The organism is Streptococcus sp. KR (genome assembly GCF_002238115.1).
In the GTDB taxonomy this organism is placed as follows: Bacteria; Bacillota; Bacilli; order Lactobacillales; family Streptococcaceae; genus Streptococcus.
Genome location: NZ_NGVM01000030.1, coordinates 1 through 12,321, shown reverse-complemented (window position 1 = coordinate 12,321; position 12,321 = coordinate 1). Strand labels below are relative to the sequence as shown.

Annotated in this window: 7 protein-coding genes; all 7 read left to right on the top strand. The window is 41.3% G+C overall.

Features of this window, described 5'->3' with window-relative positions; translation table 11 throughout:
• On the top strand, positions 1 to 4,592 hold a 4,592-nt coding region (locus CBI42_RS10080), incomplete at its 5' end, for a ZmpA/ZmpB/ZmpC family metallo-endopeptidase (RefSeq protein ID WP_094753915.1).
• Positions 4,593 to 4,791: 199 nt separating this feature from the next.
• Positions 4,792 to 6,123 carry a glycosyltransferase gene (locus CBI42_RS10075; protein WP_094753914.1) on the top strand — a complete coding sequence of 444 codons (1,332 nt, stop codon included), beginning with the start codon at positions 4,792 to 4,794 and terminating at the stop codon, positions 6,121 to 6,123.
• 1 nt (position 6,124) lies between these two features.
• Positions 6,125 to 6,424 carry a Sodium:solute symporter family protein gene (locus CBI42_RS13320; protein WP_024057110.1) on the top strand — a complete coding sequence of 100 codons (300 nt, stop codon included), beginning with the start codon at positions 6,125 to 6,127 and terminating at the stop codon, positions 6,422 to 6,424.
• A 102-nt stretch (positions 6,425 to 6,526) separates the two neighbouring features.
• The gene (locus tag CBI42_RS10070; protein ID WP_256963725.1) at positions 6,527 to 7,480 is read left to right on the top strand and encodes a sodium:solute symporter; all 954 of its coding nucleotides are present in this window, start codon (positions 6,527 to 6,529) and stop codon (positions 7,478 to 7,480) included.
• Complete coding sequence (locus CBI42_RS10065; RefSeq protein WP_024057112.1) at positions 7,464 to 8,168, top strand: acylneuraminate cytidylyltransferase family protein; 705 nt, start codon at positions 7,464 to 7,466, stop codon at positions 8,166 to 8,168. Before CBI42_RS10070 ends, CBI42_RS10065 begins: the two co-directional genes overlap by 17 nt.
• Positions 8,165 to 9,043 carry a glycosyltransferase family 52 gene (locus tag CBI42_RS10060; RefSeq protein WP_024057113.1) on the top strand — a complete coding sequence of 293 codons (879 nt, stop codon included), beginning with the start codon at positions 8,165 to 8,167 and terminating at the stop codon, positions 9,041 to 9,043. The genes CBI42_RS10065 and CBI42_RS10060 overlap by 4 nt, the downstream gene beginning before the upstream one ends.
• Before the next feature lie 225 nt (positions 9,044 to 9,268).
• Positions 9,269 to 12,321: MucBP domain-containing protein (locus CBI42_RS10055; protein ID WP_179211395.1), on the top strand; the 3,053-nt coding region annotated here is incomplete at its 3' end.

Below are 12,321 nucleotides of genomic sequence, written 5' to 3'. Positions count from 1 at the left end.
ATGCCCTAGTTCAACCCGTTCAACCGACTTATACAGAACCCGTTAGCACCCAAGGTACACAAGAGTCAGGTCATGAGGGCGAGGCTCTAGTTCAACCAGCACAACCGTCTTATACAGAACCCGTTAGCACTAAAGGCACACAAGAGTCAGGTCATGATGGTGAGGCTCTAGTTCAACCAGTTCAACCAGCGTATACAGATCCAATCAGCACTCAAGGTACCCAAGAGTCGGGTCACGAAGGTGAAGCTGCTGTAGCAGAGGCTCTTCCTGAACTGCCTTTGACAAGTAATCATCGTACAGTAACAGAAACCATTCCTCATGAAACTGAAGAAATTGAAGATGCGACTATCTTAAAAAATCATCGAGAAATTGCTCAGGAAGGAAAAGACGGTTTACGGACAATCGAGTATGAAGATTATCTCGTAGATGGTAAGGTGGAAGCTAGCAAGGAAATCTCACGTACAGAAGTAGAACCAACCAAAGAGATTGTCAAGGTTGGCAGTCTTGTTAAAACCAAACCAACAGTTGAAATCACCAATCTTGTTAAAGATGAGAGCAAAAAAGCTGTAGCAGTCACCTATCACTTAGATGACCAAACGTCTGCTTTTGTTAAGGCCAAGGCCCAAATTTTTCAAAATGGAACACTGATTAAAGAAGTGGATTTGAAAGATTTATCCGTTCAGCAAACGATTGATGGTTTGGACTACTATACTCCTTATACAATTAAGACTTACCTGACCTATAATCTAGGCCAATCTGATCAGGAAAATACAGAAGTATCAACGAAAGATTTTCAATTGGACTATAAGAAAATTGAAATCAAAGATGTGGATGAAGTGGGGCTCTATGGTAAGGAAGATGGTCACTACCGTCGCTATCTGAATTTATCAGAAGTACCAAGTGATTTGTCACCTTATTTTGTCAAAGTCAAATCAGATAAGATGAAAGAAATGTTGCTACCAGTTAGCTCTATTAAGGAAACAGAGGATGGGAAATACAAGGTAACCGTTGCCTTCAATGAACTGGTTCAAGAGAAAGATTCAGCATACAAGGATAACTATAGCTTCACAGTTGATAAGCAAAAGCTTGCCAAGGACGGTGTCTATACTTCCTTCAAGAAACTGATTGCTGCCATGCAGGGTAATCTCGCTGGAACCTTTAAACTTGGAGCTGATATGACAGCTGATGAAGTGGCCTTAGCAAAGGGACAAACCAGCTATGTGACAGGCACTTTCACTGGTAATCTTATCGGTGCGAGTGACGGTAAGCCGTTTGCGATTTATGACCTTAAGACAGCCTTGTTTGATAACTTGACCAAGGCTACTGTGAAAGATATTGACCTTAAAGCAGTAGCGATTAAGAGTCAAGATGACACAGCCAGCCTAGCAAAAGTAGCTACTAATAGTCAGATTAGTAATGTAGCTGTAGAAGGTCAATTGACAGGTAGCAAGTCAGTTGCAGGTTTGGTAGCGAAGGCTCAGGATACAGAAATTACTAATAGTTCCTTTACAGGTAGCATTCAGGCCAAGCATACGGATGCTTCTCCTTACTATGTGGGAGGTATAGCAGGGCTCTTATCTGGTACTAAGGCTAAGATTGATAAGGTAGCTGTTGATACAAGTATTTCTAGCAATGCCCGCAACAATGACCAATTTGCTGGAGGTATTGTAGGGAAAGTTCAAAGTGGTGCTTTGGTCTCTCATGCGCTAGCAAGTGGAACCATCCTCAATACGACAACCTATCCTCGAGTCGGAGGTATAGCAGGTTCTACATGGCAAAATGGCCGTATCCATCATGTCGTTAGCATGGTCAACGCTGGAGATGGTTATGCTATCACAGGAGACCAGTACAGGGGAGCGGACATCAAAGATGCTAGCACTGTTGTTGAGAACAAGAAGGCCGATCTCTATGCGACCCCAATTACCCAAGACCAGGCCAGAGAAAAGGTCCAGTCTTATGGGATGACAGTGACACTAAACGATACAGGTCAAACACTCAAGGCCAATCAGCACAGTGTGGACTATACTCAGTTAAGCCAAGGTCAAGCTAGTCGAAAAGTTGCTTATCACAATATTGAGAAATTGATGCCTTTCTATAATAAAGAGCTAGTGGTTCACTATGGAAATCAAGTTGATCCTACGGATAAGCTTTATACTACAGAATTGCTGGATGTTGTACCAATGAAGGACAATGACATCATCACAGATATTCAGGCCAATAAAGCAACGATCAATAAACTGATGTTGCATTTTGCTGATAATACAATCAGTTATCTAGATGTCACCTACAAAGAAGATTTCAAAAATACACAAATTGCAGAGTACAGCGTAGCAAGTAAAAACTTTATCTTTACACCAGAAGCCTTTTTATCTGACTATACGAAAGTGACCGATCAGGTCCTAGCAGATTTGCAAGGGGTCGAATATGACTCAGCAGCCATGAGAAGAGTTCTGGGCATTGAGGCAGATGCGTCGCTTGATCCGCTATACTTGGACAAAGAATTCGAAAAAGTTAAGGCTAATATCGGCGAACATCTCCGTAAAGTGCTAGCCATGGACAAGTCTATCAATACGATGGGAGATAGTGTAGCAACCTACATCAGCGAAAAAATCAAAAACAACAAGGAAGCTTTCTTGCTTGGTTTGACTTACCTCAATCGCTGGTACAATATCAACTATGATCACATCAATACCAAGGATCTCAATACCTATAAGTTTGACTTTGATGGCAATAGCACAGCTTCAACCTTGGATACCATCATTGCCCTAGGTCAGAGCGGTATGGAAAATCTCAAGGCATCAAATAATATAAGTGCCTATGAAACAACCCTGGCCCCTGCAAAAGGTCGCAAGACAGTGACGGATTTACTAGAGTCTTACAGAAAACTCTTCCTACCAACTAAAACCAATAATGAATGGTTGAAGACGAATACCAAGGCCTATATAGTAGAGAGTAAGTCAGCGATTCCAGAAGTGCGTGCTAAACAAGAGTCAGCTACACCAGATAGTAACTATACACTGGGAGTCTATGATCGTATTACGGCACCAAGTTGGAAATTAAAAAACATGCTCCTACCTTTATTAACATTGCCAGAAGAAGATGTTTATGTGATTTCAAATCTTTCTACCTTGGCCTTTGGTGGCTATGAACGCTACCGTGACCGTGTTAATAATACAGTCTTATCAGGAGAAGAATTGCGTCAGTATGTCCGTGCTAAGGTTGACCAGTCGGCTGAATGGCAACGAGACCACTACGATATCTGGTACCACTTCCTTTCACCAGAATACAAAGAAAAACTCTTCCGTTCAGTCATGGTTTCAGATGGCTTTGGTATGAAAGATAGCAATAGTAATTATTACTGGGCTACCCTGTCTGATAAGGCCATTGATTCTATCTACAACTTCTTTGGACCAACTGGTAAGTGGTATGGGGAAAGTAAGGGAGCTGGAGCCTATGCCAACGGTTCTGAGGTCCACTATGTCAGCGACCGCTTGTTGGATAAATACGGAACATCAGTCTATACTCATGAAATGGTTCATAATTCTGACGGACATATTTACTTTGAAGGAAAAGGTCGTCGTGAAGGATTGGGAGCAGAGTTGTATGCCTTAGGACTGTTGCAATCTGCTGACAGTCTAGATAAGGATGCTATTGTCTTGAATACTCTCTATAAAGGGGATAAGGATTCACCAACTCGCTTGCATACTTATGATCCGACAAGCCGCTTCACATCAGCCGCAGCCTTGCAAGAGTATGTGCACGGTATGTACGATGTCTTGTACACCTTGGATGCTATGGAAGCCAATGCCATTTTAACTAAGTCTAATGATGTCAAGAAAAAATGGTTTAGAAAAATAGAGAATTTCTACATTGAGGACAAGTACCATAAACAAACTCATGCTGGAAACTCTGTTCGCCCATTGACAGATGCTGAAGTAAGTAAACTAACCAGTCTGGATGCCTTGATTGACAATGATATCATCAACCGTCGGGCTTACCGTGATAAGAGCGACTATACTCGTAATGGCTATCATCTGATTAGCATGTTCTCACCGATTTATGCTGCCCTCAGTAATCCAAAGGGTGCGCCTGGTGACATCATGTTTAGAAAGACAGCCTACGAATTGTTGGCAGAAAAAGGTTATCAAGATGGGTTCTTACCATATGTATCCAACCAATATGTAGAAGAAGCTAAACGAAACGGGGACATTACCTATTCAGATTGGCAACGAAAAGATGTGGGACTCATTACTGATAGTCTCGTCTTGAAAAATGTCTTTGCCAACCAATACGCTTCATGGGCTGATTTCAAGAAGGATATGTTTAATAAACGTATTCGCAAGCAAGACCAGTTGAAACCAATCACTATTCAGTATGAACTTGGTGTACCAAACAGCAGCAAGGAGATTACAATTCGTTCAGCTGCTCAAATGCAAGAACTCATCGATCAAGCAGTGGCAAAAGATGTGGCTAACATTGACCGTACGACAAGCCACGCTCCTGCAAGTTGGGTCCACTTATTAAAACAAAAAATCTACAATGCCTACCTACGTAGCACAGATGATTTCAGAGAATCGATTTATAAACAATAAGAAAACTCCCCCACGCTATCCTGTCTAATCCAGTCTATCTTGCAGATGGTCAGTCTTTGTGATAGAATAGCATAAAGTCCTTTTGAGGGGGAACTTGCTAGGAAATCCCCAAGCATTGTAACGGATGAACCACCCTCGCCTTTTTGTGAGGGTGGTTTTTCCTTTGTAAGCAGAAAATAAGAGAGAAAGAGTCTACATCATGTCGAGAATTGTCAGCATCCATCCAGCCAAGGAAATCCATCGTTATGGCTTTGAGAGTACCCAGGTCTATCGAGCCCATATAGCACGACATCTGGGTTTGGAATATGTCCACCTTGTTTCGAGCCCTCAGCTTCGTCCTGACTGGAAGAAAGACTTGATCAAGTTAGGATTTTTAGAAAAAGAACTGATATGTGTTCCGCATAGTTTTTCAGATATAGGCCATGCAGACTTATCAGTGAGACCAGAAAGTCTAACGCTAGCAGACGGAGATCAGGTGGAGCTCAATGAAGATGGTTTTGTGGCCTCAGTTACCTTAGGAGATGGCTCGGGGAGATATTACTACACCAAGGGTCCCTTCTTGTTTGAAGATTTCAAGGAGAAGGAACTTCGTTGGTATCATGAAAATGGAGAATTGGCTCTGGAAGGACGATTTATCGATCCCTTTAAAGAACCCTCTCCTGTCACTATCTTTTATCCAGAGTATATCTACCGTATCGAGGGAGAAATCCGTTCTGAAGAGGACTTGCTAGTTAAGTTCTTAGCCAAATGGGCCCAGCAAACCGACCTCTTTATCCGTGACCAACAAATCGTACCCAAACCCAGCCTTTGGCGTTACATGGAAAACACGGATAAAAATTATTATGAAGTCGTCCATGAAAATGTCATGCGAGATTTACGCCTCGCCAATCTGCGCAAGACAAACAAATACCTAGTTGCCAGTGAAGTTTTGACTGATACTTTGGCGAAACAAGGGTATGACACTAAGTTTTTACCACCAATGTTTACAGAAAAAGTAGGTCAGCTAAGAAAAATCGGACCTGTTTTGGACTATTGCTTGGTGGGTCATATGGGAGAAGGTAAGAACGTTGAACTTGTCATTGAAGCTTTTATCGAACTCTACAAACGTGGCTCCAAGGCCCAGATTACCTTTTATGGTGGCTCAGAGGAACGTCTAGCAGAATTACAGAATCAATATGATCTTCCGCCAACCATTCACTTTAAAGGTATCGTTAACGAAGTGCCTTATCATATGCACCAATGCTATCTGTCTGCAAGTTACACAGAGTTATTTGCCAACGCCTGTGTTGAAGCCTTGAGTCAAGGTTTGCTGGCCTTGTTATCAGATGTGGATATTGCCCATCGTTTCTATGCTGGCCAGTCCAATGCCATCAACTTGTTTAAAACCAAATCAGAGTTGATTCAAAAGATAGAAGAGATGGAAGAGCCTGATTTTTATCTATCGAATGAAAAAAATCTAGCCTTAGCCTCTCGCTATTCTCTGGAAAAAGTAGCTCAAATATACAGAGAACTATTAGATAGGAACTTCTAGGATGTTGGGAATTCTAGTCACCCTATTGCTCTATTTCTGCTTGATTTCCTGGATTGCCTATTGGAAAAAAGGGAGCGAAGAGGACTATTATCAGGTTAAGAAAGCTGTTCCGGTGACAGTTTTGGCCTTCTCAGTCTTTGCGACCTTACTTAGCCCCATTTCCTTTCTGACTCTGGTGGGGAATGCCTATACAGGCAGGTCCTATCTCTGGTTTGCCCAGTGTGGCATCTTTCTAGCCATCCCACTGGCTCATCGCTACTTTCTGCCCCTCTATCAAAAGGGAAACTACGAGACAGCCTAACATCTTTTAGAGGATAAGTTTCAATCGGCTGGCATTCGTTCACTGGCTTCAGGACTTTTCATCCTCTACCAGTTGGGGCGAATAGCAGTGGTGACCTACTTGTTGTCTCAGGCCTTAGCACCCTTTATTCCTATCAATCAGCTGGTCTTGTCAGGTTTACTCCTTCTTTTGACGGTCTATTATCTGGCAAGGGGTGGTCTCTTGGTTGTGCTGTGGACGGACTTCTTTCAGGGTTTGGTCCTGCTAGCTATACTAGCCCTCTTTCTACCAAGAATTGCCCAATCTGGTTTAGTCGTGAATAGCAGTCAACAACTATCTCACTTTGCAGAGACTCTGGATGGGAAGATGGTCTTTATCTTAGTTGCAGGAGCAGGTTTTAGTAGCTTATTCTCCTACGTTTCTTCGCAGGATATCGTCCAACGTTTTAATAGCAAAATAGGGCGTCAGAAGATTGGAAAAATCTTATGGCTACAGGGACTTTTGTCCTTTGGGATTGCCAGTTTACTGTATTTGATTGGCTGCTTGATTCGTCAGGAAAATTTCGCTACCACATCGACTAATCCTGTTCTCATTGCTTACGCTCGGGAGGGTCTGGCACCTTGGTTTGGCAGTTTCATCATGCTGGCTCTCTTGGCAGCGGGTCAATCCACAGTTTCATCCAGTATGAATGCGATCGTGACCTGCTTGAAGTTGGATTTTGCTTGGTCAAAGATTCGCTGGTCGCCAAGTATTCTATCCTTTGTCTTAGCAGGTCTGTCCTGGCTCCTCTGTCTCTTGCTCATGAATGCAGAAATCTACTCTATCTACGAATGGATTAACGGTTTTATGGGTCTGACTTTAGGTGTGATAGGTGGATTGTACCTCTTGGTTTTACTCCTCAAAAGACCGAACTTACAGTTAGCCAAAATCTATCTGGTCTTTAGTCTAGGAGCCTTGGTTCTCTATCATTACAGTGGCCTTTTTGCCAACCCCAATCCTTGGTTAAATAGCATCATTACTACTTTATCTGCTCTTTTTATCTCATTTCTAGGAAGACTATATGAAAGCAACATCTAAACCCATAGCCGTCATTTTGATCCGTTCGGGTTCACGCGGCTTGGTGGATAAAAATATCAAACCGCTTGCAGGCAAACCCTTGGTTTTCTATACCATAGAAGTCGCTCTAGCCTCCAAGCTATTTAGTGATATCTGGGTTTCCTCAGACTCACTAGCCTATCTAGAACTCTGTCGTCAAGCCTATCCAGAGATTCGTTGTGTCCACAGATCAAAAGAATTGGCCTTGGCAACAACCTCTAGCTTAGAAACCTTACGCGACTTTTTACAGCCCTTTGAGGAAGAGCAAGTCTTTGTCAATCTACAGGTGACTTCACCTCTTAGAGAGGTAGAGCACCTCATCGAATCCTATCAACTTTACTGTCAGTCTGGCGCCGACCATTTGATTTCCTGTGTTAAGGCGGACAAGAGTCGTAGTCTTTACTTGCAGTTTGCGGAGTCGTCATTTATCCATCCCCCTCAAGTTTCCAAGCACTATGCCCGGCAGAAAGAACCTGTCTATTACTATCCCAACGGTAGTATTTGGATTTCTCGCAAGGACCTTTACCTACGAGACGAGACCTTTTACACAGATAAGACAGTAGCCTATGAAATGCCCAAACTCTATTCTTATGATATCGACGATGCCTTGGACTTTGAAATCGTTGAGACCTTGCTTCACCATCACCACTTAGGAGAATCAAAGAGATGAAACACCTCATCATTGCCACAACGCCCTTGCAGGCTAAAATAGCTCATCATATCAAGGGCCTCTATCCTAATCAGGACTTTGTCAGCCTTTATGTCAGTCCTGTAAAAAATGCTCGTCAGGAGCATTATGCAAAGGATTTTGATCATGTTCATTATCCTCAAACGACAGAGGACTTGGCTCAGATTTGTCAGGAGCTTGCCGGCGAATATGACACCATCTTTTATGCCAGCTTTGACAATAGCTTGATTCTGGACTTGGTTGCTAGTTCAAATTACCAGCACCTCATGAGTTTCGATGATGGCTATGCGGATATTTACCCTTTGGGAATGTATGCCCTCCCTCTTCAACCCAGTCAGGTGGGTTCTCTGGGCTTAACCAGAGATGACTTGATTGAGCGGACGGAAAAGCACTATACCCTCTATCGCAGTAACTACCATGTCGTAGCTAGAGAGAAACTAGTCTATCTGGAGCATTTTTTTGACCTGTCTCAAGCACCCGTCTCAAATGGTAAGACGGTCAAGGTCCTGCTGGGGCAAAAGTTCTCCGAAGAGGACGACCAGATCTCCATCCGCTTTATCAGTACCTATGCCAAGGCCTTGGACATTGACCTCTATCTCCCCCATCCCAAGGAAACCTTCACTATCCCTGATGTGACCTACTTGGAGACGGAGCTCATCTTTGAAGATGTCCTAGCCCAACTCTTTCAAGAATATGAGTTCGTTCATGTCTATCACTTCACTTCGTCGGTCAGCCTCCACTTAAAAGATCTGCCTCATGTGACCATTACAGGCATTTCCCTCCCCTACTATGAGGACCGTCAAAAAGAATTGCGACGCTTAGGTTGTCAGTTCGAAAGGGTTTCACTTGGCTGGTAGCATAAATGTATATTTTAAAATATGTAAATCCATACGCTATATGGATTTTTTATATATAAATATAGCAAAAAACTATAGTTTGAATGATCAAAAAGTATTCAAATTCCTTGTATAAGAGGTTTTAAAGTGTTAAAATTAAGTGTCTAATTTTGAAGTTTTCAAGCAAGTATTAGCATAATAACAGCTTAAAAATAAAAATTATACAATAAAAAAAGGATGATGAAGATGTTTATAAATAAAAAAGAAAAATTTTCCATTCGTAAGTTTAAAGACGGTCGTTCAGACTCAGTCAAAATCGGTACAGTCGGTCTGATTGTCGGTGCAGCCCTTGCAATGGCAGGACAACCCCATATTGCAGAAGCAGCGATGACAGAAAACAGCGACAACACAACAACGATCTCAAATGATAAGGGGTCAGTAATTGTAGATACAGCTAATATTGAGAACCCAGATGCAGGTAGGGCATTTTCAACTGATCCAACTGCAGAGGGAACAAATACAATTACTAAAACTGGAAAAGTAGACTACAAATATGTAACTGCTGAGGGTAATACTGTATTAGAAGAAAACAAAAACCAAAACTCTGGTGCTGATAAAACGATTGAAACACCATACGATGTATACGGTAAATCAGGAGAAGTTTTCAAAGGAACTACAGGTGGTGATGCAGAAGCTAGCGACCTAAACGACGCTAAAGAAAATGGTAAGAAAGAAACAATCGAAAAAGATGGGAAGACTTACCACCTAATCGGAGAACCTAAGGTTGAAACTACTGGAAACGGTGGAGGAGTGTACTCTGACACAACTCTAGGTGATGTAACTGCGAAATTGACTCCAGAAGGGTTAAGTAACGCAGAAGGTAAAATCACTTATGATACTGTAAAACCTGGTGGAAAAGCTTGGATTGTTGAACAAACAGGAAAAGGAACATATGGTAAATATGTACAAGCTGATTCAGGTGCGATCACTTCTGATGCTAAGATGATAGAAGCTTTCAAAGCTGGAGAAGCAACAGCAAAAAACTTCACTTCAGCTAACGTAACAGCTGATGGTGGAATCAAAGAAGGTGATTATGTTTTCGTCCTTGAGAAAAATACCTATGTAACAGCTAAAACTGAGAGTTTCTCTTTAACAGCACAGATACAATTGTCATCTAGTGATAATGTAGCAGATGATAAAGATGGAACTGGGGCTACTTTAAATAGAACATATGCAATGGTACAAAACTTTAAAGCGGCTCCAGATACTTTAACAGGAGAAGCAAACAAAACTCTTGTAAAAAACTATCTTGCATATCTTCAAGAAAAAGGATTTGAAGATAACCTCCTTAATTTCAAACGATATATTACTTTAGGAATGGCGGCAAAAACTGGTGGTCCTCTGGAGATTAGTGCTGATAAGGGAGATCAAGTTGATGATAAAGGAAGACCTACAAGTGATATAACAGCTGATATAGCAAGCGTTACTGATCAAGAAACAAGTACTTTAGAAGATAGTAGTGATTTTCTTCTTAAATTTTCTGATCCTTCGCCGGAAGTTGAAGAGTATTCTTACCGTGACGAAATCACTCCTCTTCGTGCATACCGTTTAGCAAGTGGTACTACAACAATCACTTACACTTATGCAGAAGAAAAAACTCGTGAAATCGAGAAAAAAGGTTCTGTAGTCGTTAACTACCAAACAGAAGACGGAACAGAATTAAAAGCTCCTTACACTGATACTCCTGAAACAGTAGCTGAAGTAGTAACTGAGAAATACTATGTTGATGCTGATGGAAATGATGTAATTGTAAGTAGTACTACAGCTTCTAAAAACGTACCTTACAACACTAAAGAAAATGAAACTGAAAAACCTCAAAAACTTACAGATGCACAAGGAAATGTTTACTACCTAAACGAAGCAAACACAATGACATCTGTAAATGGTACAGAAACTACATCACCAGCTGAAACAGGAACAGTAGTAGAAGGTGTTACAAAAGTAACTTACATCTATGAAAAAGCTGGATCAGTAATCGTTAACTACAAAACAGAAGATGGAACTCCACTTGCAGGAACAGTAGTAGACGAAGATGGAGCTGGTAAAACTGTAGAATCAGGTGCAAAAGACATTGATAATGGTAAACCAGGTACAGCTTATAACACTGCAGACAATGGAATGAAACCAACTCGTATTAAAACTGCAGAAGGCAAAGTATACGAATTAGTTCCATACTTAACTGAAGGTGAAGAAACAGGTGAGGTTGAATCAGGAACAACTAAAGAAGTAACCTACGTTTACAAAGAAGTTAAAGGTAATGTTGTCGTTAAGTATGAAGATACTGAAGGTAACACACTTGCTGATGACGAAAAAGATGAAACAGATGCTTCTCTAAATGTTAAATACGATACAGCTGACCACAAAAAAGAATCTATCGAGAAAGATGGTGTTAAATATTACTTAACAGCTAAAGAACTGAAAGATGGTTCTAAACCAGCTACTGGAGACGTAGTAGAAGGAACAACTACAGTAACTTACGTTTACGAAAAAGCTGGATCAGTAATCGTTAACTACCAAACAGAAGACGGAACTCCATTAACAGGTACTGCAGATGGTGCAAATGTAGCTTCAGGTGCAAAAGACACTACAGACGCTAAAGCAGGAACTGACTACAACACTGCAGACAACGGAATGAAACCAAACCGTATTACAACTGCAGAAGGTAAAGTATACGAATTAGTACCAACAGCAACTAAAGGTGAAGAAACTGGTAAAGTTGTTGCAGGTGAAACGAAAGAAGTAACCTACGTTTATAAAGAAGTAAAAGGTAATGTTGTCGTTAAGTATGAAGATACTGAAGGTAACGTAATCGCAGAAGACGAAAAAGACGAAACAGATGCTTCTCTAAACGTTAAATACGACACAGCAGACCACAAAAAAGCTGAAATCACCAAAGACGGTGTTAAATACTACCTAACAGCTAAAGAATTGAAAGATGATTCTAAACCAGCTACTGGAGATGTTGTTGAAGGTACAACTACAGTAACTTATGTTTATGAAAAAGCTGGACAAGTAGTCGTTAACTATCAAACAGAAGATGGAACTCCATTAGTAGGTGTTGACCCAGCTGGTGCAAATGTAGCTTCAGGTGCTAAAGACACTGTAGATGGAAAACCAGGATCAGATTATGATACTTCTGATAACGGAATGAAACCAGCTCGTATCACAACTGCAGAAGGCAAAGTATACGAATTAGTACCAACAGCAACTAAAGGTGAAGAAACTGGTAAAGTTGTTGC

What these genes read in the sequence shown, in the direction of transcription:
- CBI42_RS13320 (WP_024057110.1), top strand. Translation starts at nt 6,125, where the DNA reads ATGTTGGGAATTCTAGTCACCCTATTGCTCTATTTCTGCTTGATTTCC.
- CBI42_RS10075 (WP_094753914.1), top strand. Translation starts at nt 4,792, where the DNA reads ATGTCGAGAATTGTCAGCATCCATCCAGCCAAGGAAATCCATCGTTAT.
- CBI42_RS10060 (WP_024057113.1), top strand. Translation starts at nt 8,165, where the DNA reads ATGAAACACCTCATCATTGCCACAACGCCCTTGCAGGCTAAAATAGCT.
- CBI42_RS10065 (WP_024057112.1), top strand. Translation starts at nt 7,464, where the DNA reads ATGAAAGCAACATCTAAACCCATAGCCGTCATTTTGATCCGTTCGGGT.